Below are 23,453 nucleotides of genomic sequence, written 5' to 3'. Positions count from 1 at the left end.
GTACCTTTAAATGTTTTATTCACTTACTCTATCATAACATGAATAAAACAGAGCTTCATGCTTTTTTAATTGGATAATAAATTGGAAATGGTGCCAGTTAAATCAGACAATGAAACATCCATTCCTTCACCTGTTTTGCGGTCCTTAATCTCAACTATTCCGTCCGCCGCCTGTTTCCCGACAACGACTCTTACTGGAATGCCGATTAGATCTGAATCTGCAAATTTCACTCCTGCACGTTCATTGCGGTCATCATAAAGGACTTCAAATCCAGCTTCTTTAAGATCTGCATATAATTTATCACTTACTTCAGCCTGTACATCATTTTTGGCATTTGCACTGATTAGGTGAACCTGGAACGGGGCAACAGCTGCAGGCCATACAATACCTTTTTCATCGTTGAATTGTTCAACGATTGCTGCTAGTGTTCTTGAAACCCCTATACCGTAGCAGCCCATAATCATCGGCTGAGCTCTTCCGTTTTCATCAAGGAAAGTAGCATTCATAGCTTCACTGTAGCGTGTGCCAAGTTTAAATACGTGGCCAACTTCAATACCTTTTGCAAATTGAATGAAACCTTGTCCATCAGGAGATAAGTCTCCTTCTTTAATAAATCTTAAATCTGCAAATTGAGAGACATTTGCATCACGTTCAATATTCACGCCTGTGTAATGAAAGTTCTCTTCGTTAGCTCCGCACACGCCGTTGACAATTGCCTGAACGGCCATATCTGCAATAATCTCTACTTCTGAGCTGACGGCAACTGGACCTACATAGCCCGGCATTACGCCGACAGACTGCTTTGTCTCTTCGGCCGTGGCAAGCTCTACAATTGAAGCTCCGTATAAGTTTTTAATTTTAATGTCGTTAACCTCATGATCACCGCGTACTAAAACTAATACGAATTTCTCATCTACTTTGAAAAGAAGAGACTTAATTAATTGCTCTTTCGATGTATTCAAGAAAGATGCAACTTCTTCAATCGTTTTTTGATCAGGCGTTTCTACCTTTTCTAGACTTTGAGCTTCTTCGCCGCTTTTTTCATATTGATTAATGACAGGTGCCATTTCAATATTTGCTGCATATTGAGAGGTGTCTGAGTAAGCAATCGTATCTTCTCCTACTTCAGAAAGCACCATGAATTCATGTGTATCTTTCCCGCCCATTGCACCGGAATCTGCAATTACTGCACGGTAATTTAATCCGCAGCGTGAGAAAATATTGCTGTATGCCTGGTACATTTTTTCGTACACTTCATCAAGACTTTCAAAAGAAGCGTGAAAAGAGTAAGCGTCTTTCATAATAAATTCACGGCCGCGAAGCAGACCAAAACGCGGACGTTTCTCATCTCTGAATTTAGACTGAATTTGAAATAGATTCAAAGGAAGTCTTTTATACGATTTTACTTCGTCTCTCACAAGAGAAGTAATGACTTCTTCATGCGTTGCGCCAAGGGCGAATTCACGGCTGTGACGGTCTTTCATTCGCATAAGCTCAGGACCGTACGTATACCATCTGCCAGACTCCTGCCAAAGCTCTGCCTGCTGCAGAGCCGGCATTAACAGCTCGGATGATCCCGCACGATTCATTTCTTCTCGCACAATTTGCTCAATTTTTTTTAGCACAATGGTAGCAAGCGGCAAGTAACTGTAAATCCCGCTTGCATTTTGCCGCATATAGCCTGCACGCAATAAAAGCTGATGGCTTTTAATGTCAGCGTCTGCAGGCACTTCTCTTAAAGTAGGAATAAATGTCATACTCTGTTTCATCTTCAAGCACCTCTATCTATTTATACATTCTAAAAGTCTTGTTTAACCAAACGAGTCGACGGTTCTAAAAAAATGACATCGCCGCCTCATTCATAGGAAAGTCTTATAAAAAGAATCTTTGAATATCATTCCATGTGACAACCAGCATTAACAGCATCAATAAAGCAAAACCGATAAAATGAACGACCCCTTCTTTTTGGCGGTCTATCGGTTTGCCTCGGAGCGCTTCGACCAGGAAGAATAATAGCCTTCCCCCGTCCAGTGCCGGAATCGGAAGCAGATTGACAATTCCTAAGTTGATGCTCAAAATGGCAGCCCAGCTCATTAAGTTGATGAAGCCTGTTTTTGCTACTTGATCTGTCATGTCATAAATTCCTACCGGACCCGAAAGCATGTCGATTGAAAACTGACCAGTGACCAATTTGCCAAGACCGAGCACAATTTCCTTTGTCCAATTGAACGTTTCCGTTACTCCATATTCCAATGAGCCGACGAAAGATTTTTCAACAGGATTGTAAGCTCCAATTCTGCCGATTGTTTCTTCCCCAACTTTACTTGCTTCCGGAACCACTTCAACTTCAAGATTTTGACCGCCTCGGTTAATGGCAAAAGTCAGTTCTTGCTCAGGATTTGCCTGAATAACTGAAACGACTTGTTTCCATGAAGACATCACTTTTCCTTCAATGGATGTAATTTCATCGCCTTCTTTAAGTCCCGACTCTACAGCAGAGCCATCCGGCGTCAGCTTCCCTAAAATCGGTTCATCAATCGGAGCCCCTTGAATAAACCCAAGAGAGAATAATAAAACAAACGCTAAAATAAAATTCATAAGCGGGCCTGCAATAATAGCAGCTGTCCGCTGTCCGAGCGTTTTTGAACCAAACTGGCGGTTATAAGGGGCAATTTGAACCTCTGAACCATCTACAATGAAGAAAGACTTTTCACTAACTTCAAAGTTTTTCAGGATTTCATCCTCTTCTCCCTGTTCATAGCCTGAAATGAACATTTTATGTTCAAGGTCAGCCTGTTCTACTTCAACGACTCTTGCACGGGGATATTTTTCCTTATTATTAAGGATGATTTTTTCAACTTTATTTTCTTTATTAAACAGCAAACCTACATTATATCCAGGCTTCACTTCTATCATTTCTGGATCTTCACCAGCCATGCGGACAAATCCGCCAAGGGGAAGAAGTCTGATGGTATAGACGGTTTCATCTTTCATGAATGAAAAGATTTTCGGTCCAAACCCGATTGCAAATTCTCGGCATAAAATACCTGCCCGTTTTGCTAAAACTAAATGTCCCAGCTCGTGAAAGAATACGAGTGCTCCAAAAATAATAACAAACGCTAAAACGGTATTCACGTTTCATGACCACCTTTATGAATATAATGTTTGAACAAATTGTCTGGTCTCTTTGTCCACTTCTTGAATGATATGCAAATCCGGGTTTGATATCACACTATGTTTTGCCAAAGCTTTTTCGATAAGATCTTCAATTTGAAGAAAGGCAATTTGTCCTTTTAAAAATGCTCCGACTGCTTCTTCGTTTGCTGCATTCAGCACAGTTGGCATTGTACCACCTATTTTACCTGAATCGTAGGCGAATTGTAAGCAGCGGTATCTCTCAAAGTCCGCTTTTTCAAAATGAAGCTTGCCGGCTTCCCACAGATTTAATTGCTTGGTTGAAGAAAGAGGCAGTCTTTCTGGATAGGATAATGCATATTGAATAGGAACTCTCATATCCGGTGAACCAAGCTGTGCAATAACACTGCGATCATGAAACTCTGCCATAGAGTGAATAATGCTTTCTTTATGAAGCAGTACCTCGATCTTCTCATACGGAAGATCAAAGAGCCAGTGGGCCTCAATGACTTCAAGACCTTTGTTCATCATAGTAGCAGAATCGATTGTAATTTTAGCACCCATGGACCAATTCGGATGATTGAGTGCCTCGTTAATAGTAACATCTGCTAATTCTTCGCGACTTCTGTCGCGGAAGCTTCCGCCTGAGGCTGTCACAATCAGTCTTTCCAGAGATTTAGGATTTTCTCCCTGTAAACATTGAAAAATAGCAGAATGTTCACTGTCAACAGGCAGAAGAGCTACACCATATTTTTTGGCGTGTTCAGTTACAAGATGACCTGCAGTTACCAGTGTCTCTTTATTTGCAAGGGCAATTGTCTTCCTGCTTTCAATTGCTTTTAATGTCGGCAAAAGACCAACGCTTCCGACAACTGCATTCACTACAATTTCAGCTTCTGAGATAACAGCTGTTTCTATCAGACCTTCAGCACCATATGTAAATGTTATGTTAGGAAATTCTTCTTTCAGCTGTGAATATGCACGGATGTCATTTACAGCTACCAGGCTGGGAGAAAAATCAGTAATAGCCTTTCTTCCAAGCTCCAGATTACTTCCAAAAGACATGGCAACAAGCTGAAATTGATCGGGATGTGATCTAATTACATCCAGGGTTTGCTGACCAATTGAGCCTGTTGCACCCAATAAGCTAATCTTTTTCACCATTTCACTCCCATTCGTTTGTCACAGACATCATCTTCAGGTAAAGGCTGTTTTAGAATAGATTGTTTTACGTATTCTTATTGGTTCACATATTCAAGTCCATATCCTGCTCTTTTCCCGATGCAGGCAGATATGGCGTTCATTATGATTCAATGAATAACTGCAAAAAACCAAAAGCCAATTTTTAGTTAAAAAACAAAAACAAGAAATGCATGATCGGCAATACAAAAATCATGCTGTCAAAGCGATCCAATATTCCGCCGTGCCCAGGAAGGATATGGCCTGAATCTTTCACTTGATAATGGCGCTTTAGCGCTGATTCAGCCAAATCTCCTATTTGTCCAAAAATAGACAGCAAAACAGTGATTAGAGTGATGCTTAAATAGGAGTCTGCAAAGGCAGTAAAATATTGAAAAATCCACGCGATTATAACGGCGCAGAAGATTCCTCCAATTGATCCCTCTATCGTTTTGTTAGGACTTATTTCAGGCCACAGCTTCTTTTTTCCTGCTGATTTACCAATGAAATAAGCTCCCGAATCTGTAGCCCATATAATCAATAGAGCATAAACGATAGGATAAAGGCCGATGTTTCTCATTTCAATAAAATAAAAAAATCCGATCCCGATATACATCGTTGTTATTATAGTGAATCCTACATCATCGAAGGAAAATCTATTTTTTGTCACAACGGTATAGCATAAAAAAAACAGAACGCCAAGCAGCGCAAACTCAATTTTAGTTATACTGAATTCATCTAATAAGTTTATGTAGTTACTGGGGATTAATAGAACCCAAAGCAATAATAAACTGAGCAGCCCCGGTATACTGTGTATGGAAATCCGCTTCATCTTCAGCAGTTCATAAAGGGCGATGGAAGCTAATAAGTATATAAAAATAGTAAAAGGGGCACGACCATAAATAACGGCCGGCAAAAAAACGGCCAAAGCAATAATTGCTGTTACAATTCTTTGTTTCACGCTGTCACCTTCATTTATAAGCCGCCAAATCTTCGACCCCTATGCTGGTATTCTTTAATTGCCGCAAGTAAATGATCCTCGCTGAAATCTGGCCAAAGCACGTCTGTAAAGACAAATTCGGAATATGCGAGCTGCCAAAGCATGAAATTGCTCAGCCTGATTTCTCCGCTAGTTCGAATGAGCAAATCCGGATCTCTCATGTCTTTCGTCATTAAATATTGTGAAAATAATGCCTCATTAATGTCTTCAGAGCTGATGTCACCCTTTTTTGCATCTTGCACAATACCTTTAACAGCATGAATCATCTCCGCTCTGCTGCCATAGTTCAGGGCGAAATTTAAGATAAGACCATTATTATTTATAGTATCTTCCTTTGCCTTTTGCACAGCGCGAAGAGTATGTTCAGGAATTTTTGACTCTTCTCCTATAATTCTCACCTGAACATTTTCTTCTATAAGTTCAGGAAGAAAGGTGCCCAAAAATTCTTCCGGCAGTTTCATCAAATAATCTACTTCTGTTTTTGGCCTTTTCCAGTTCTCAGTAGAAAAAGCATATAAAGTTAAGGCTTTCACTCCGAGTTCATTTGAAAGTTTTGTTACTTTTCTTACAACCTTCATGCCTTCATGATGTCCGGCAATTCTGGGAAGAGCTCTTTTTTTGGCCCAGCGTCCATTACCATCCATAATAATTGCAATATGTTCCGGGATTTCCCTTTTCAGAATTTCTTCTTTTGAAAATTCCGTTTGCTCGCGGTTAGGATTTCTCCATTTTTTCAGTATGTTGAGCATGTGATTCCTCCATCACCATTCTGCGGTCTCAAATACTGCAACAATGTTAACAGTATTAACAAAAAAACCCCCTGTAAACATTAGAGGGTCTTTTAAGCACAATTCCATTGTACAGAGTTTTTTCTTAAACTTCCATGATTTCTTTTTCTTTGTCTTTAGCAATTGCATCAATTTTGCTGATGAAATCATCTGTTGCTTTTTGAACATTGTCATTGTTGCTGCGCAGTTCATCTTCCGTGATTTCGCCATTTTTTTCAAGCTTTTTCAAGTCGTCATTTGCATCGCGTCGAACATTGCGGACAGCAACTTTAGCTTCTTCAGCATATTTTTTTACTAGCTTTGCAAGCTCCTTGCGGCGTTCCTCAGTAAGTGCAGGGATAGCAAGGCGAATTAAAGATCCGTCATTTGTCGGGTTTAATCCAAGATCTGATTTTAAAATCGCTTTTTCGATTTCGCCCAGAACTGTTTTGTCATAAGGCTGAATAACAAGCAGTCTTGCTTCAGGAATATTAATAGAGGCTAATTGGTTTACAGGTGTTGGAGCACCGTAATAATCTACAACGATTTTATCAAGCAATGATGCATTCGCACGGCCTGCACGAACAGTAGAAAGCTCTCTGTTAAATGCAGATACTGCTTTTTCCATTTTGTCTTTCGCTTGTGATAGTACTTGTTTTGCCATTATTATTTCCCCCTTACAATAGTTCCGATATTTTCGCCTAATACCGCACGTTTAATGTTTCCTTCTTCCATAACTGAGAAGACAATAAGCGGAATATCATTATCCATACAAAGTGATGATGCAGTTGAATCCATTACTTCCAAACCTTCTTTTAAAACATCTAAATAGGAAAGTGTTTCATATTTAACAGCCGTTGAATCTTTTTTAGGATCAGCCGTATAAACTCCATCTACGTTGTTTTTCGCCATTAAAATGACATCTGCTTCAATTTCCGCAGCACGCAATGCAGCTGTTGTGTCAGTTGAGAAATACGGATTTCCTGTACCGGCAGCAAAGATGACAACCCGTTTTTTCTCAAGATGTCTGATTGCTTTTCTTCTTATGTAGGGTTCAGCTACTTGACGCATTTCAATTGAAGTTTGAACACGGGTCTGAATGCCGAATGTTTCAAGACTGTCCTGCAGCGCAAGTGAATTCATGACAGTTGCAAGCATTCCCATATAGTCTGCTGTTGCACGGTCCATGCCCATTTCACTGCCGATCTTGCCGCGCCAAATGTTTCCTCCGCCGACAACAACAGCTACTTCAACATCCAGTTCAGCAATTTCCTTTACTTGTTTAGCAATTGATTGAATAACGGCAGGCTTTATGCCAAAGCTATCATTTCCAGCTAAAGCTTCACCGCTTAGTTTAAGTACAATTCGATTATATTTAGGTGTGCTCATAAATGACCTCCAAGTCTTTTCCAATAGATCTAAGTACCGTGTAAATGATTTTTTAAAAAGAGGGAACACAGATGTGTGTTCCCTGTCTTTCATTTACTCATTTTCTGCCGCAGGTTAAAGCCATGCTTTAGCCGGAGGAACAGACTTGATTATTTTTTGACTTGGTTCATAACTTCTTCAGCGAAATTATCCTGGCGTTTTTCAATGCCTTCGCCAACTTCGTAGCGAGTAAAGCTCTTCACTGAAGCGCCTTTAGATTCTACGAATTGTTTTACTTTTAGATCAGGGTTTTTAACGAAGCTTTGCTCAAGAAGGCAAATATCTTCGAAGAATTTGCCAAGACGGCCTTCAACCATTTTCTCTACGATGTTAGCAGGCTTGCCTTCATTAAGAGCTTGTTGAGATAATACTTCGCGCTCGCGAGTTACTTCTTCTTCGCTTACAGCGTCGCGTCCGATGTATTTAGGGTTAACTGCAGCAACATGCATAGCAACATCTTTTGCAGTTTCTTCTTCAGTTGTACCTTCAAGAACAGTTAATACAGCAATGCGTCCGCCCATGTGCAGGTAAGCACCAAATGCGTCGCTGTCTGTTTTTGTCACAATTTCAAAACGGCGAAGGGTGATTTTTTCACCGATTTTAGCGATTGCAGAATTAATGAAATCAGCTACTGTTGATCCGTTGTCCATTGTTTGAGTCATAGCTTCGTCAAGGTTTGCAGGTTTTTTAGCAAGCAAGTGAGAAGCAAGTGCATCAAGAAGTTCTTTGAAGCCTTCGTTTTTTGCTACGAAGTCAGTTTCTGAGTTTACTTCAAGGATAACAGCTTCATTGCCTTCAGACTTAACAAGTGCTAAGCCTTCTGCAGCAACGCGGTCTGCTTTCTTTGATGCAGAAGCGATTCCTTTTTCACGAAGGAAGTCGATTGCTTTTTCCATGTCACCGTTTGTTTCTGTTAATGCTTTTTTGCAGTCCATCATGCCTGCACCAGTTTTTTCGCGTAGTTCTTTTACCATTTGAGCAGTAATTGCCATGAGAGTTTTCCTCCTTATTATGTGGCCGTTTTCGGCGTTATGTATTGTTTTCATTCATGAATGAATGCAGTTTACTTTAGCATGTTTAAAGGGCGGCTTTTCCCGTTTGGAAAAAGCCTCTTTAAAAAAGGTGATAAAAGGCATTCCCCTCTTATCACCTTTGCTTTACCTAATTAAGCAGTTGTTTCTTCACCTTGTTTTGTTTCAAGAATTGCATCAGCAATTTTAGAAGTTAAAAGCTTAACTGCACGGATTGCATCATCATTTGCAGGGATAACGTAATCAATTTCATCAGGATCACAGTTTGTATCAACAATACCAACGATCGGGATGTTTAATTTACGAGCTTCAGCAACTGCAATACGCTCTTTGCGAGGGTCAATGATGAACAATGCATCAGGAAGACCTTTCATGTCTTTGATTCCGCCTAAGAATTTTTCAAGACGCTCAAGCTCTTTGTTAAGCTGAACAACTTCTTTCTTAGGAAGTACTTCGAAAGTGCCGTCTTCTTGCATTCTTTCAATGTCTTTCAGACGTTTGATGCGCTTTTGAATTGTTTCAAAGTTTGTTAACGTTCCGCCTAACCAGCGTTGGTTAACAAAGTACATGCCTGAACGCTCAGCTTCTTCCTTAACAGAATCTTGAGCTTGTTTTTTCGTACCAACGAAAAGAATTGTACCGCCGTTTGCAGCAAGTTCTTTCGTGAATTGGTAAGCTTCTTCAACCTTTTTAACTGTCTTTTGAAGGTCGATGATGTAAATGCCGTTACGCTCTGTGAAGATGTAACGTTTCATTTTAGGGTTCCAGCGGCGTGTTTGATGACCGAAGTGAACACCTGCTTCAAGTAATTGCTTCATTGAAATGACTGACATGATATTTCCTCCTAATTGGTTTTTGCTCCTCCGCACATATCATCTTTAGGCAAAACTGTTTAAAACAGCACCAATGCCCAAATCTATGGCGTGTGTATTAACACCAAAAATTAATATATCATAAGGACTGATCAGAAGCAAGCAAAAATCGACTAGTTTTGACGGAATTTAAGCAAAAGCTCAACTTCTGTTTTTCCTTTTATTAATTCTTTCGCTATTTCCTCAGAAGAATACCCTTCTTGATATAGGGAAATAACCTTTTCCTCATCAGTTTGGGGATGAACCGTTTCCTTGCTGCCAGAAAGCTCCAGGTGATCCTCATTATCTATCTCAGGAACTGGAAATTCGGAATCTCCCGGTTCTGTCCCTGCTATTTTAAGGTGAGAGGTGTTTCTACCTATATTAATATCTTTCAGTCTGGCCATCTTTATTTCGTTTATCAGTTTTTCGTTCTCTTCTTTTAAGTCAATTAAATAAGCTGCAAGCGACAGCTCTGCTTCTTCAAGCATAGCCGCTTGTTTTTCCTCTGACTTTTTAACTGATTGATATCTTATATATAAAAGGGCAATTAAATAAAAACCTGCTGCATGAAGAATCATGCTGAAAACCAATAGAACGGCTGTCATAAAATTATTCCACTCACTTTTTTCAAGAAGTAGGGTGTTACCATTAATGAATGATTTTTTCGAGTAAATTTCTTAATTTAAATAAAGCTTTGGAATGAATTTGAGATATACGCGAAGTAGAAAGCTCCATCACATGTCCGATTTCTGTAAGGGTCAATTCTTCTTTATAAAATAAACTGACCACAAGCTGTTCTTTTTCAGAGAGTCCGACGATTACTTCACTCAATTGCTCAATCAGCTCATCTTTTACCACTTTTTCCTCGGGTGATATAGATTTCTCATCTTTCAGGACCATTTTCGAATGGTGATCCTGTTCATCAAGCTCGTGATTTTGGTCGTCTATAGAAAGAACATTTGCAAAGAATCCTTCGTTCATAATGTGCGTCACTTCATCCTCAGACATTTCCAGGTCCTTTGCAACTTCGCCGGGCAGTACGTTCCGCAAATACTTTTGTTCAAGACGCTCTATACTTGCATCAACTTTTTTAGCTTTTTCTCTTGAGCTTCGCGGCAGCCAATCCTCTTTTCTGAGGCCGTCCAAAATGGCGCCTCTTATCCGAAATGACGCATATGTTTCAAATTTCAAGTCCCTTTTGTAATCAAATTTTTCAAGAGCGTCATATAACCCTATCATTCCGATGCTTTTTAAATCATCTTTATTCACTGATTTCGGCAGACTAACTGAGATGCGCTGTACATGATAGCTTACAAGCGGCATGTATCTTTTGATAAGTGCATCACAGGCATCATTGTCACGGAAATGAATCCATTTGTCCCAAAACTCTTGTTCTTCGATCTTTGCTGCTTGTATCATTTTTCTCCCCTTCTGATTTGTGATTTTACCTTCTGGTGTGTTTTTTAAATCGTTTTCGATCCTTGATTGACAGTTCTTATATGCATCATGCAGGTGAAGGGATCAAATTCAATTGTTCTCCCGCTGCTTCCCCCCACATCCATGCTGACAACGGGAATATGCATTTGATGAAGCTGCTCGAGAATGGCTTCTACATTTCTGGGGCCGATGCGCATCAAGCTGGTTGCTGACTGGAATTGAAACATCTGCGCGCCTCCTGCAAGCTTTGCTTTTAAAAATCCGCGGCGGCCTCCGCTTGCAATCATTTGTCTGAACAGTTCTTTGACGGCGGTGTCCGCATACTTAGAAGGATTTTGTATACCTGACTTGGCGAGGGCAGAATCAGGAAGCATAACATGCACCAATCCAGCTATTTTTCTGAACTCATCATAAAGAACAAGACCCACACATGAACCGAGGCCTGAGGTTCGAATCCATTTTGGCGGCTCTACTACATCTTTTTCTGCTATTCCGACTTTTACAATCTCCACTATTTGACTCATACTTTATACCCCTATAGATCTGAAGAGCTTGTCAAAAGAGCCCGGGTCAGGCAAAAGAAAAAAATGACCTTGAATCACTTCTCTGCTCTCATCGCCGCTTTCTTCGATTGCTGTATCAATAACAATGGCATAATCACTCACATGGGAGAGCTCGATCAGCCCATGTGTAATGACAGCTGCGAACATATCAATTGAAAGACCCGGAACAGACGGATACAGACTAAGGCCAGTAAAGTCTGACAATGCAGTCAAATATGATCCTGCCACTATATTTCCAAGCTCTTTAAGTGCAGATGTCCCTATTTCTTCCTGTTCAATATTTTCTATTTTAAATGCTTGATCCTGCGTCAAATTCCGAATAAATCTTTCAGCCTGTTCAACCGATAAAATAAAATACATGGAACCTGGCAAATCGCCTTCAATTCTTAAATAAAGACTTGCCACAACCATTTCCGGCCCGCCTAGCCGTTCTGTAAGTTCATTAAATGACAGCAGGCTGACATCAGGAATCATCATTTCAATTCTTTTGTTTAAAAGAGCGGAAAGGGCTGTAGCCGAATGGCCGGCTCCAATATTGCCAGCTTCTTTTAAAATATCTAAATGCAGAGCTGTGAGCTGATTGAAATCATTCATACATAAAAACCTTATAATTGAAGGGCAAGCGCATTGTCTGCTGCCAATACTTTATTTAAATCAAGAATGATAATCAGCCGTCTGTCAATTTTAGCAACACCCTCTACATAATCGGCCTCTACTGCACCAACAACCTCAGGAGCAGGTTCAATTTCTTCCATTTCCAAATCAATGACATCATTGGCAGCATCGACAATCAATCCGACCTCATATTCATCTAAAGCAGCAACAATGATCCTCGAACTATCTGAAAATGGCTTCTGCTGCATGTCAAATCTCGTGCGCAAATCAATGACTGGCGTGACAATGCCTCTTAAATTGATAACACCTTTAACAAAAGGCTTTGTTCCGGGAACACGTGTAATGACCTGTATTTTTTCAATAGAGCGCACTTTATCGACTGAAATTCCGTATTCTTCGTGATTTAATTGAAAAACAATCATTTTCATCTGTTTTCTGATCGTATCCGTCATTTCTATATCCCCTATTCCTGGTATGAACTATTTGATAAGAGCATTGCAATCAATGATTAAAGCTACTTGACCATCGCCCAGAATCGTAGCACCCGATACTGCAAAAACAGAGTTCAGATAATGACCGAGTGACTTTAAAACAATTTCCTGCTGGCCAATAAATGAGTTCACCACAAGCGCTGCTGTTTTATCCCCTTTTTTTACAATGACAATCGCAAGATGTGAGTCTCCTTCTTTTTCATCTGGCACTTCAAAAATTTCTGATAGGGAAATCAGCGGAACAATTCTTCCTCTGAAATCGATGACTTTCTGATTATGCGCACTCATGACTTCATCTTTGCTGATCACTGCCGTTTCAATAATAGAAGAAATCGGAATAGCAAATGTTTCATTCGCAAGCTTGACAAGCATGACAGATATGATTGAAAGCGTAAGCGGAAGCTGTATAGAAAATAACGAACCTGCTCCTTCAGCTGATTCAATTGAAATCGAACCTCCAAGAGCTTCAATTGTATTTTTGACCACATCCAGTCCTACACCTCTCCCGGATATATCTGATATTGTTTCAGCCGTAGAAAACCCAGAAGAGAAAATCAATTCATATACCTGCTTATCAGAAAGTGCACCTGCCATTTTTTCTGATACAATTCCCCGGTCAATTGCTTTTTTTAATACTCTTTCTCTGCTGATGCCGTTTCCGTCATCTTCGATCTCAATGAAGACATAATTCCCGCTGTGATATGCTCTAAGGACAACATTTCCTTCTTCTCGCTTTCCATGCTTAAGCCGTGTTTCAGGTGATTCAACCCCATGATCAATGGCATTTCTTAAAAGATGAACGAGCGGATCTCCGATTTCGTCAATAACTGTCCGGTCAAGCTCAGTTTCAGCTCCAATAATCTCAAGATTGATTCTTTTATTTAAGTCTTTGGCGAGCTGTCTGATCATGCGGGGGAACCGGTTGAAAACTGTTTCAACAGGGACCATTCTCATGTTTAGAATAATCGTTTGAAGATCGCCTGATATACGTGACATATGTTCAACTGTTTCATTTAGCTCGTTATTTTTCAGCTGCTTTGAGATTTGCTCCAGTCTCCCTCTGTCAATCACAAGCTCTTCAAAAAGATTCATGAGGCTGTCGAGTCTGTCAATATTAACGCGGATTGTTTTTGAGCTTGCCTGCACGGCTCCTTTAGAAACAGCTGCTTCATCTTTTGCAGCAATCAGTTCAGTATCAGCAGCACTTTCATTATGTTGAACAGTTTCTTTTTCTATCAATCTCTCATCTATTGAAAGAGGCGAAACATCTACAGATAGGATTTCAGAAACCTTCATGATTTGTCTTTCTATTTCATTTGCTGACTCCTTAGTTACAAAAGCGAGCTGAAATTGGTGATCAAATTTTTCTTCTTCCAGCAAATCGACTGAAGGAACGGATTTTATGACTTCGCCAAGCTTTTCAGCTATTTCAAAAACCATAAAAACACGCGCTGCCTTCAAGAGACAATCTTCTCTTAATTGAATCGTCAGTTCGTATGTATGAAAACCCTGTTCTCTTGACTGCTGCAGCACAGTTCGTTCAAAATCATCAAATTCATGCATAGCTGTGCGGGATGATCCTTCACTTTTATGTTCCATTCCTGAAGGTTCTCCCGCTTCAATCTTTTTCAGCTGCTCAATAATATTGTCAACATCTTTTTTCCCGCTTCCTCCTTCAGCAATGGACAGAACCATTACTTCTAGGTCGTCAACAGCCTGAAATACGACATCAAGCAAGGCATCCGTTACTTTCAGTTTTTCTTGACGGATGGAATCAAGCACGTTTTCCATTTGGTGAGTCAGATTAGCTAAATCAGCATAGCCCATCGTTGCACTCATCCCTTTTAATGTGTGAGCTGAACGGAAAATTTCATTAACGATGAATAAATCAGCAGGATTTTTCTCCAGTTCAAGCAGCTTTTCATTACAAGACTGCAAGTGTTCTTTACTCTCTTCTATAAAGACCTCTAAGTATTGATTCATATCCATTTAGGTTTTACTCCCCTTAGCCTCGAATAAATTTCAAAATAGAAGCTGCAATATCCTGTACATCTTCAACTGCATCGATTGCTTTTGTCTGATAGGCCGTCTTCGGCATTCCAAAAACGATCGACGTTTTTTCTGATTCTGAGATGGCGTGCAGATCTCCTGACTGCTTTAATTTCTTTAATCCTTCTGTTCCATCTGCTCCCATGCCTGTCATAATGACAGCAACTTTATGAATATTTTCAAGCTTGCTTATTGATTCAAACATCGTGTCAACTGAAGGTCTGTGGCCGTTTCGGGGATACTCTTTATTCAATTTGATCATCAGCCCGTTTTGAGCCTTTTCAATTTTCATATGAAATCCCCCGGGAGCAATATAAGCTGTTCCATTTAAAGCCAATTCACCGTCTTCCGCTTCTTTCACATTGACGGCTGAAAGAGAATGAAGTCTTGCAGCCAAAGAAGTTGTAAATCCTTCAGGCATATGCTGTACGATAAAGACCGGAGCTTCCAGATCTTCAGGCAGCCTGGGCAAAACCTGCTGAAGAGCTCTTGGACCGCCTGTTGAAGTTCCAATGCAAACGATATGCTGCCCGTATCTTTTCGATTGCGTGATAGACTTCTTCTCTTGTTTAATGGGTTCAATATTCGCTTTATTTATTTTTCTAACACGCGAATGACTTGCCATCTGCACTTTTTGGAGTAATTCCTGTCTTACCTTATGGAGATCAAGTGAGATGGCTCCCGAAGGTTTTGCGATAAAATCAATTGCGCCAAGCTGCAGGGATTGAATGGTATGTTCTGCCCCTTCTTGGGCAGTGCTCGACAGCATAATCACAGGTCTTGGAAATTCCTCCATAATCCTTCTCAGCGTCTGTAGACCATTTAACCCTGGCATTTCGATATCCAGCGTAATGATATCAGGATTCAATTGACTGATTTTTGACAGGGCATCATGACCATTGCGCGCTGTGGCCACTACTTCTATAAAGCCGCTTTCTTCAAGAAAATCGGTGATCAGCTTTCTCATAAAGGCAGAGTCGTCTACCACCAGAACAGTAATGCTCATTCAACAACCGCCTCCTCTGAACAATTGCGACATTTTAGATAGAAATGAAACAGTTTTTACATGGAAATTCAAATCCTTATTGCCTTTGTCCAGGTAATTGTCAGCAATCTCATGCAGTGCCCTGCTGGCGGCGCTATTTGGAAATAATAAAGTAAATGGCATCTGTCTGATTACAGCTTGTGAAACAAATCGGTCATCCGGCATCCATCCTGCATATGACGCTTTCATAGCAAGAAACTTTTCAATTGCAGCCTGCATTTTCACTGAGGTCTCACGTGCAGCTTTTGCATGATCAGAACGGTTCACAACAATTGAAATGGGGATGCTTTTATCATGCAAACTTATTTGTTTAATAGCGGAATAGGCATCCGTTATGGAGGTTGGCTCAGGTGTTGTAACCACCATCAGTTCATCTGCTGATAAAATAAACCTCAGGCTTTCAGCTGTCATACCCGCCCCCATATCAAAAATGATGTAATCATATTTATTAAACAAAGCTTCGAGTTTAGAGAAGAAAAAATCAAACTGACGTTTCTCCATTTTGAACAAATATGATAATCCGGTACCCCCAGAAATAAAATCAAATCCGCCAGGGCCTGAATGAATCATTTCATCCAGCTCTTTTTTTTGATTAAAAAAATCTAAGATAGATGCATCGCTTGATTGGCCAATGAGGATGTCTATATTTCCATATCCAATATCTAAATCAAGCACAAGCACACGTTTTTCATTTTTCACTAACCTGACAGCAAAATTGACTGAAAAATTCGATTTGCCGACTCCGCCTTTTCCGCTTATGACAGCAATGGATTTTGCATAAGGTTTATTCATTTTCTGTAGGTGCAGTCTTAACTGCTCTGCCTGATCCATCTTCCTTACCTCATAATCTCTTCAACTGTCAGTTTTTCGGTAGCAATCAGGATATCATCTGGAACGTTCTGTCCGTTCGTCATATAGGCAACACCTTTTTCAGCAGAAAGGATAAAATCATACATGGATCCTCTTGTATTTGTTTCATCAAGCTTTGTAAAAATGACTTTATCGATATGAATGGATGAGAAATTATCATGTATTTCAAGCATGTCATTTAGTTTGGATGTAACAGACAGGACCAAAAATGTTTCCACTTCATCCGTGAAATCAATCAGTTTTTCTAAATCATTTACAAGCTGCCTGTTCCTGAAATTCCTGCCGGCCGTATCAATAAAAACCATATCAATATCCTCGAATTTTTCTTTTGCTCTCTGAAAATCTTCAATGGAATAACAGACTTCAAGCGGTGCATTTAATATTTTGGCGTACGTTTTAATTTGTTCGATTGCAGCAATCCTGTATGTATCCGTTGTGATGAACGCAATTTTTTTATGATTTTTCAGCATGCTTTCCGCTGCAAGCTTGGCAAGTGTAGTTGTTTTGCCGACCCCTGTTGGCCCGACAACATTAATGTATTTCTTTTTGTAGGAAATCCCTCCGAAAGCTAAATGCCTCATCTTCTTCTCCATCACCTTGACCACTTCTGAATGGAATTCAGGAGGAGATTGCTCAGACACGTCATTTGGCAAATCTGAGAGTATGACAGACCTGCTGGCTAAGCCTATATCTTTATCTTGAAGAATTTGATTCAGCTTTATCAAATGAGGCGGAAGTCCCTTTTGCTGTTCATTTATGCTTAAAGATTTCACGAGTTTTTTCAGCTCAAGAACTTCTGATATCAGAGATTGCTCATGATTTATATCATTTGCTGCCTCTGGACCTGCTTTTACCAATTCAGGTTTCAACTGACTTCTTCTGATCAGCGGATCCGGATCTCGTCCGGCAATCACTTCTATCTTTTTTTTCATAAATAGACCGAAGACTCCGCCGGTATGAACCACTTTTGAGTTTAATATCACAGCATCATGACCGAGCTCGTTTTTTATTTTTTTCATTGCTTCCTGCATATTTGGAGCTATATATTTCTTTACCTTCATGCGATATTCACCACCCCGACACTTTGAACTTCCACATTGGCCTCAAGCTCGTTATAGGAGAGCACCGGCAGCTGCGGGAAATAGCGGTCTATTAACTGTCTGACATACATTCTTACTGCGGGCGAGCAAAGAAGAATCGGTGACTGCTCCTGCAGGGCTAATTGTTCGATTTCTTTAGCAATTGATTCAATAATAGCTTGAGAGATATCCGGTTCTATAGACAGGTAATTTCCATGCTCTGTTTGCTGCACTCCTTCTGCAACAGCTTTTTCAACTCTTCCAGAAAGAGTCACTACTTTTAATGTTTCACCTGATGAATACTGGCTCGTTATTTGTTTAGCAAGTGCCTGCCTAACGTATTCACCTAATAACTCTGTATCGGATGTCATTTTTCCGTAATCCGCTAAAGATTCAAAAATCACCGGCAAATTTCGGATTGACACCTTTTCTTTTAATAGCTTTGCAAGCACTTTTTGAATATCGCCGATTGAAAGCGGAGATGGCGTAACCTCTTCTGCCAAAATCGGATATGAGTCTTTCAAATGGTCAATCAGCTGTTTTGTCTCCTGCCTGCCAAGCAGTTCGTGAGCATATTGTTTGATTGTTTCCGTAATATGGGTAGAAACAACTGACGGAGGATCAACGACTGTGTAGCCGAACATTTCAGCTGCATCCTTGTTTTCTTCATTGATCCATTTTGCAGGAAGCCCAAATGAAGGCTCGATCGTATCAATCCCCTCTATGGAATCATCTTCAATTCCAGGGGCCATTGCCAAATAGTGATCTAGAAGAACCTCGCCTTTAGCTACTTCATTTCCTTTCAGCTTAAGCCTGTATTCGTTGGGCTTGAGCTGAATGTTGTCGCGTATTCTTACGACCGGAATGACAAGTCCGAGTTCAATGGCAAGCTGTCTCCTGATCATCACAATCCGATCAAGCAGATCACCGCCCTGGTTCGTATCAGCAAGCGGAATCAGGCCGTATCCAAATTCAAATTCTATTGGATCCACATTAAGCAGCTGGACGACGCTCTCAGGTGTTTTCATTTCATCAATCTCAACTTCCTCTTCAACTTCTTCTTCTAATTTCAGCTGATCATGTTTTGATTTAGAAATGAAATATCCCCCAAAACCAAATGCTGAAGCAATCGGTACTGTAACAAATAGACCAATAGGAGTAAAAATACCGAGCAGAAGAATTGTTGCTGCTGCGACATACATCATTTTCGGATAAGCAAACAATTGACTGGAAATGTCTGTTCCTAAATTGCCGTCCGAAGCAGCTCTTGTTACCACTATGCCGGTTGCAGTTGAAATAAGCAGGGCAGGTATTTGACTGACAATACCGTCACCGACTGTAAGCATCGTAAAATGAGCCGCTGCATCCCCAAAGCCCATGCCAAGCTGCATCATTCCAATAATAATGCCAAAAATCATGTTTATAATAACGATGATAATTCCTGCAATCGCATCTCCTTTTACAAACTTGCTCGCTCCGTCCATGGCTCCGTAGAAATCTGCTTCCCTGGATACTTTCTCACGGCGGGTGCGTGCCTGCTGCTCAGAGATGACACCTGCATTTAAATCTGCATCAATGCTCATTTGTTTTCCCGGCATTGCATCAAGAGTAAATCTTGCTGCAACTTCAGATACCCTTTCTGATCCCTTCGTGATTACAACAAACTGAATGATAATCAGGATAAGGAAGACAACAAATCCCACTAATACATTTCCGCCTACTACAAACGTTCCAAACGTTTCAACAACACCGCCTGCTTCTCCATGTGAGAGAATCGCACGAGTAGTAGAAACATTCAACCCCAGACGAAAGAGAGTCAGGAGCAGCAATAACGAGGGGAAAATAGCAAAATCAAGCGGCTCCCTCATATTCATTGAAGTTAAAAGAACGAGCAGGGCAAGAGTGATATTTATCATAATCAGCAGGCTTAAAAGCCATGTTGGAAATGGGATAATCAGCATTGCAACAATCAAAATAACACTTAGTAGAACAGATAAATCTCGAGCTTGCATGGTTTACCTCTCTTTCAAACAGAACCTGTATCCTATAAAACTTTAAATCTTATTTTTAAGCTGGTAGACATAAGCCAGTATTTCTGCAATAGCTTTAAAAAATTCTTCAGGCACCGCTTTTCCGATTTCAACTTGATCGTAAAGCGCTCTAGCTAAAGGCCGATTTTCAACCATTGTCACATCGTTTGCTTTTGCCGTCTCTTTGATTTTTTGAGCAACAAAATCGACTCCTTTAGCGACAACGAACGGTGCATCCATTTTATCTTCATCATATTTTAAGGCGATAGCAAAATGGGTCGGGTTTGTAATGACGACATCTGCATTAGGGACATCCTGCATCATGCGTCTAGCAGCCATTTCTCTTTGTCTTTGTTTAATTCGCGACTTAATTAACGGATCTCCCTCTGACTTTTTGTACTCATCTTTTAGATCCTGCTTTGACATGCGGATGTTCTTTTCAAAATCGAATTTTTGATAAAAATAATCAAGCAGTGAGAGAAATAACAAGGCTATAGATGCAAACAATCCCATTTGAAAAGTGAGCTTGGCAATGAATATAAACGCTTTTTCTACTGTTAATTTTGAAAGGGATAAAATTTCCCCCATCTGAAACCAGATGACAGAAAAAGTTACAGCTCCCACAAAAGATATTTTCAATATCGATTTAAGCAGTTCAACAATCGCTCTCATGGAATAAATGCGCTTGAACCCTTGAATCGGATTAATTTTCTCAAGCTTCATCTGAATAGCTTCTGTTGAGAATAAAAAGCCGACTTGCATATAGTTTCCTGCGACTCCTGCAACTAATGCCACTCCCATAATCGGTGCACTTATATAGGCTGATTCAATCACCATCTCCACCATCAGCTCATGGACATTTTTTTCTGTCAAATTCATTAATATCGTCTCTTGCAAAGAGGCATTCATCATAACCAGTATCCGCTGCAGCATAAATGGCCCGATAAACAGAAGAGATAAAAAAATGGCCAGAAGGCTGATTGCCGTATTTACATCCGCACTTTTTGCAACTTGTCCTTTTTTTCTGACATCATCACGCTTGCGCGGTGTAGCTTTTTCTGTTTTTTCACCTGAAAAGAATTGCAGATCAAGTTTAAGAAATTCCATTTCCTGCTCCTCCGATTATTTCCATTAAATCCTTCATCGTATAAAGCATTGTTTCAAATACATGCTGGGTGAGCATAAACATCGCTCCCATGACCAATATGAGCATAATAAAGCTGACACCGATTTTCAGCGGAAGTCCGACTACAAAAATGTTCAGCTGAGGCACAGTGCGCGCAACAATTCCAAGAGCGAGATCAACCAGGAACAACGATGCTACAACAGGAAATGACATTTGAAAGGCAATCAAAAACATCGCACTGAACGATTTTGTGATCATATTAGCGATATTTCCATCTCCGAAAGGAAACACAGCACCTTCAAGCGGAATGTATTGAAAACTGTAAAAAACACCGTCAAGAAGGAGATGATGGGCGTTTACACTCAGCATAAACAGCAAGGCCAAAATATTCAGGAATTGACCAATAAGCGGACTTTGCGACCCGGTTTGCGGATCGATAATATTGGCAATGGCAAAACCCATTTGAAAATCAATCAAACTTCCTGCTATTTGCACAGCAGCCATCATCAGATAGGCAGAAAAACCGATGAAAAGACCGATCATCACTTCTTTTACTGCAAGGAGGATGAATGCACCGTCAAGTTCCAATGGTTCTGGATTTACTGCAGTAAATACGATGAGAGAAAGAAAAAAAGAAAATCCGATTTTATGTGACGATGGAATCGTGCGGTACGAAAATAACGGAAGTGTTACAAAAAATGCACTCATTCTTGCGAATATAAGCAAAAAAGCCGGAAAACTTTCAATTACATTCATGTCTTAACCTACAAATCTATTAAGATTGCCGAAAATATCCTGTGCATACGATATGATGGTTGACAGCATCCACGGGCCGAAAAAAACCAGACCTATCAGCACTCCCACAATTTTAGGAACGAAAGCAAGCGTCTGTTCCTGAATTTGAGTTGTCGCCTGAAAAACACTGACAACTAATCCAATGACCAATGCGATCACGAGAAGAGGACCGCAGATGATTAAAGTAGTATAAATGGCTTTTTCAGCAATCGAAATGACAAATTCTGAACTCATATGTTTAATCTCCTACTTAAAAACTTTGAAGAAGTGATTTCACGACCAAATACCATCCATCTACAAGAACAAACAGCAAAATTTTAAATGGAAGTGAGATCATCACCGGCGGAAGCATCATCATTCCCATTGACATCAAAATACTTGCTACAACCATGTCGATGACTAAGAATGGGATGAAGATCATAAATCCAATTTGAAAAGCGGTTTTTATTTCACTGATTGCAAATGCAGGAACAAGCGCTGTAAGGGGAATATCTTCGACCGATTCCGGTTTTTCCATCTTTGCATATTCAAGAAACAGAGCTAAATCCTTTTGCCTTGTATGCTTGCTCATAAAGTCTTTTAAAGGAAGAGCTGCTTTTTCATAAGCCTCTTCAAGTCCAATTTCTTCATTAAATAAAGGCGTCAATGCCTGCTTATTAATTTCTGAAAAAGTCGGGGCCATAATGAAAAATGTCAAAAACAGAGCAATGCCGATCAGCACCTGATTCGGGGGCATCTGCTGAGTTGCGAGCGAAGTCCTGACAAAAGACAGAACGATGATGATACGGGTAAAACATGTCATTAATATTAAAATGCTTGGTGCGAGAGAAAGGACTGTCAGCAACAGCAGCAATCTTACAGAAGTGCTTACATTTTCGGCATCGCTATTGCTGAATATTTCCACAAATTCATTCATTTTGTGTGATCCTTTCTAGTTAAATCCTCTAAGCTGCTTCGTCTTTCCTTTTTTAATTGATCTAGCTGTTCTTTAAAGGAGAATGATTGCACGCTTGCATTCCGGTTACTAATATAGTTAGATAACGGACCTGATACATTTTTCAGCCAATCCTTCGGGTCAATCGCAGAAGCAAATCGCTGCTGATGTTCCTCTACTATCTCCCTGCATTCTTCTTCATCCTCAATCTCTTTTAACAGCTGAACAGAATCTGAAACACCTACTACAAGGACTTTTTTTCCTACTTTTACTAACTGGATGGAACGATTCTGGCCAACATTTGTACCGCCCAGATTTTCAATGTATTTTGATGAAGAAGTGAATTTGTTCCTTTTACTAACTAATTTAAGCAATATGTAAATTAAAAATAGTATAAATGCTGTTGCCAGAATCATCTTAATGAAATCCCATGCTGTAACCGACGTTTCAGCAGCTTGATTGATTTCATCTGATTTCAGGCTGGTTTTTTCACTCTTGCTGTCAGACGTTTTTTCATCTGATCCTACCCAATCTGCTACAGATTCAGTCCCCTGCTCCGCATGAACAACTGACTCGCCATGCGGGATAAGGAAGACGAAAAGGATCATAGCTATTCCGATCATTTTGATTATCACTTGCAAGGGAAAGACTCCTTTTAGCTTAATGTTTTATTAATGGCTTCAAGCACTCTGTCTGCCTGAAAAGGCTTCACGATAAAGTCTTTTGCGCCGGCTTGAATCGCATCGATTACCATTGCCTGCTGCCCCATAGCAGAACACATGATGACTTTTGCATGAGCGTTCATTTTTTTAATTTCTTTGAGAGCTGTTATACCATCCATCTCAGGCATAGTAATATCCATGGTTACTAAGTCTGGAAAGTGCTCTTTATATTTCTCAACAGCCTGTGCACCGTCAGCAGCTTCAGCTACGACTTCAAATCCATTCTTTGTTAAGATATCTTTAATCATCATTCTCATAAATGCCGCATCGTCCACGATCATTATTTTATGTGCCATTTCAGTC

At 40.1% G+C, this 23,453-nt stretch carries 25 protein-coding genes; all 25 read right to left on the bottom strand.

Going from position 1 to position 23,453, the window contains the following annotated elements:
* Positions 1–65: 65 nt before the first annotated feature.
* On the bottom strand, positions 66–1,769 hold the full coding sequence (locus K8L98_RS11140) for a proline--tRNA ligase (protein WP_223442408.1): 1,704 nt from the start codon (positions 1,767–1,769) through the stop codon (positions 66–68).
* A gap of 103 nt (positions 1,770–1,872) precedes the next feature.
* Positions 1,873–3,135, bottom strand: coding sequence for an RIP metalloprotease RseP (gene rseP, locus K8L98_RS11135; RefSeq protein ID WP_223442405.1), 1,263 nt, complete (start codon positions 3,133–3,135; stop codon positions 1,873–1,875).
* Between the two features lie 15 nt (positions 3,136–3,150).
* Positions 3,151–4,296 carry a 1-deoxy-D-xylulose-5-phosphate reductoisomerase gene (gene dxr / locus K8L98_RS11130; RefSeq protein WP_223442403.1) on the bottom strand — a complete coding sequence of 382 codons (1,146 nt, stop codon included), beginning with the start codon at positions 4,294–4,296 and terminating at the stop codon, positions 3,151–3,153.
* 184 nt (positions 4,297–4,480) lie between these two features.
* Positions 4,481–5,275 (bottom strand): phosphatidate cytidylyltransferase, encoded by a 795-nt coding sequence (locus K8L98_RS11125; protein WP_223442400.1) that lies wholly within the window; start codon positions 5,273–5,275, stop codon positions 4,481–4,483.
* A gap of 14 nt (positions 5,276–5,289) precedes the next feature.
* Positions 5,290–6,063, bottom strand: coding sequence for an undecaprenyl pyrophosphate synthase (locus K8L98_RS11120; protein WP_223442398.1), 774 nt, complete (start codon positions 6,061–6,063; stop codon positions 5,290–5,292).
* 124 nt (positions 6,064–6,187) lie between these two features.
* Positions 6,188–6,745, bottom strand: coding sequence for a ribosome recycling factor (gene frr, locus K8L98_RS11115; protein ID WP_223442395.1), 558 nt, complete (start codon positions 6,743–6,745; stop codon positions 6,188–6,190).
* Positions 6,746–6,747: 2 nt separating this feature from the next.
* A complete protein-coding gene (pyrH, locus tag K8L98_RS11110) occupies positions 6,748–7,470 on the bottom strand; it encodes a UMP kinase (protein WP_223442392.1) in 723 nt (240 codons plus the stop codon).
* 149 nt (positions 7,471–7,619) lie between these two features.
* Positions 7,620–8,501, bottom strand: a complete 882-nt coding sequence (tsf, locus tag K8L98_RS11105) for a translation elongation factor Ts (RefSeq protein WP_223442389.1) — start codon at positions 8,499–8,501, stop codon at positions 7,620–7,622.
* Between the two features lie 173 nt (positions 8,502–8,674).
* Positions 8,675–9,373 (bottom strand): 30S ribosomal protein S2, encoded by a 699-nt coding sequence (gene rpsB / locus K8L98_RS11100; RefSeq protein WP_223442384.1) that lies wholly within the window; start codon positions 9,371–9,373, stop codon positions 8,675–8,677.
* Between the two features lie 152 nt (positions 9,374–9,525).
* Positions 9,526–9,999 carry a DUF6115 domain-containing protein gene (locus tag K8L98_RS11095; protein WP_223442381.1) on the bottom strand — a complete coding sequence of 158 codons (474 nt, stop codon included), beginning with the start codon at positions 9,997–9,999 and terminating at the stop codon, positions 9,526–9,528.
* A 43-nt stretch (positions 10,000–10,042) separates the two neighbouring features.
* Complete coding sequence (locus K8L98_RS11090; RefSeq protein ID WP_223443333.1) at positions 10,043–10,810, bottom strand: FliA/WhiG family RNA polymerase sigma factor; 768 nt, start codon at positions 10,808–10,810, stop codon at positions 10,043–10,045.
* Positions 10,811–10,857: 47 nt separating this feature from the next.
* Entirely contained in the window at positions 10,858–11,355 is a 498-nt protein-coding gene (locus K8L98_RS11085; RefSeq protein ID WP_223442378.1) for a chemotaxis protein CheD, read from the bottom strand.
* 3 nt (positions 11,356–11,358) lie between these two features.
* Positions 11,359–11,988 (bottom strand): chemotaxis protein CheC, encoded by a 630-nt coding sequence (locus K8L98_RS11080; RefSeq protein ID WP_223442375.1) that lies wholly within the window; start codon positions 11,986–11,988, stop codon positions 11,359–11,361.
* Positions 11,989–11,999: 11 nt separating this feature from the next.
* Complete coding sequence (locus K8L98_RS11075; protein WP_223442372.1) at positions 12,000–12,461, bottom strand: chemotaxis protein CheW; 462 nt, start codon at positions 12,459–12,461, stop codon at positions 12,000–12,002.
* 27 nt (positions 12,462–12,488) lie between these two features.
* Entirely contained in the window at positions 12,489–14,489 is a 2,001-nt protein-coding gene (locus K8L98_RS11070) for a chemotaxis protein CheA (protein ID WP_223442369.1), read from the bottom strand.
* A 16-nt stretch (positions 14,490–14,505) separates the two neighbouring features.
* A complete protein-coding gene (locus K8L98_RS11065; protein ID WP_223442367.1) occupies positions 14,506–15,555 on the bottom strand; it encodes a protein-glutamate methylesterase/protein-glutamine glutaminase in 1,050 nt (349 codons plus the stop codon).
* Positions 15,556–16,425, bottom strand: coding sequence for a MinD/ParA family protein (locus K8L98_RS11060; protein WP_223442365.1), 870 nt, complete (start codon positions 16,423–16,425; stop codon positions 15,556–15,558).
* Between the two features lie 5 nt (positions 16,426–16,430).
* Positions 16,431–17,525, bottom strand: coding sequence for a flagellar biosynthesis GTPase FlhF (gene flhF, locus K8L98_RS11055; RefSeq protein WP_223442362.1), 1,095 nt, complete (start codon positions 17,523–17,525; stop codon positions 16,431–16,433).
* Positions 17,522–19,555 carry a flagellar biosynthesis protein FlhA gene (gene flhA, locus K8L98_RS11050; RefSeq protein ID WP_223442360.1) on the bottom strand — a complete coding sequence of 678 codons (2,034 nt, stop codon included), beginning with the start codon at positions 19,553–19,555 and terminating at the stop codon, positions 17,522–17,524. Before flhA ends, flhF begins: the two co-directional genes overlap by 4 nt.
* A 42-nt stretch (positions 19,556–19,597) precedes the next feature.
* The gene (gene flhB / locus K8L98_RS11045; protein WP_223442357.1) at positions 19,598–20,680 is read right to left on the bottom strand and encodes a flagellar biosynthesis protein FlhB; all 1,083 of its coding nucleotides are present in this window, start codon (positions 20,678–20,680) and stop codon (positions 19,598–19,600) included.
* Positions 20,667–21,455: a flagellar biosynthetic protein FliR gene (gene fliR / locus K8L98_RS11040; protein ID WP_223442355.1), complete on the bottom strand. Its 789-nt coding sequence runs from the start codon at positions 21,453–21,455 to the stop codon at positions 20,667–20,669. The genes flhB and fliR overlap by 14 nt, the downstream gene beginning before the upstream one ends.
* 3 nt (positions 21,456–21,458) lie before the next feature.
* Positions 21,459–21,728, bottom strand: a complete 270-nt coding sequence (gene fliQ / locus K8L98_RS11035; RefSeq protein ID WP_223442352.1) for a flagellar biosynthesis protein FliQ — start codon at positions 21,726–21,728, stop codon at positions 21,459–21,461.
* A 16-nt stretch (positions 21,729–21,744) separates the two neighbouring features.
* Positions 21,745–22,410 carry a flagellar type III secretion system pore protein FliP gene (gene fliP, locus K8L98_RS11030; protein ID WP_223442349.1) on the bottom strand — a complete coding sequence of 222 codons (666 nt, stop codon included), beginning with the start codon at positions 22,408–22,410 and terminating at the stop codon, positions 21,745–21,747.
* Positions 22,407–23,063 carry a flagellar biosynthetic protein FliO gene (gene fliO / locus K8L98_RS11025; RefSeq protein ID WP_223443332.1) on the bottom strand — a complete coding sequence of 219 codons (657 nt, stop codon included), beginning with the start codon at positions 23,061–23,063 and terminating at the stop codon, positions 22,407–22,409. Before fliO ends, fliP begins: the two co-directional genes overlap by 4 nt.
* A gap of 20 nt (positions 23,064–23,083) precedes the next feature.
* Complete coding sequence (locus K8L98_RS11020; protein ID WP_223442346.1) at positions 23,084–23,446, bottom strand: chemotaxis protein CheY; 363 nt, start codon at positions 23,444–23,446, stop codon at positions 23,084–23,086.
* Positions 23,447–23,453 lie beyond the last annotated feature (7 nt).

Source organism: Metabacillus dongyingensis, from assembly GCF_019933155.2.
Lineage (GTDB): Bacteria > Bacillota > Bacilli > Bacillales > Bacillaceae > Bacillus_P > Bacillus_P dongyingensis.
Note: the sequence above shows the minus strand (reverse complement) of the source record. Positions and strands in the feature narration are given on the sequence as shown.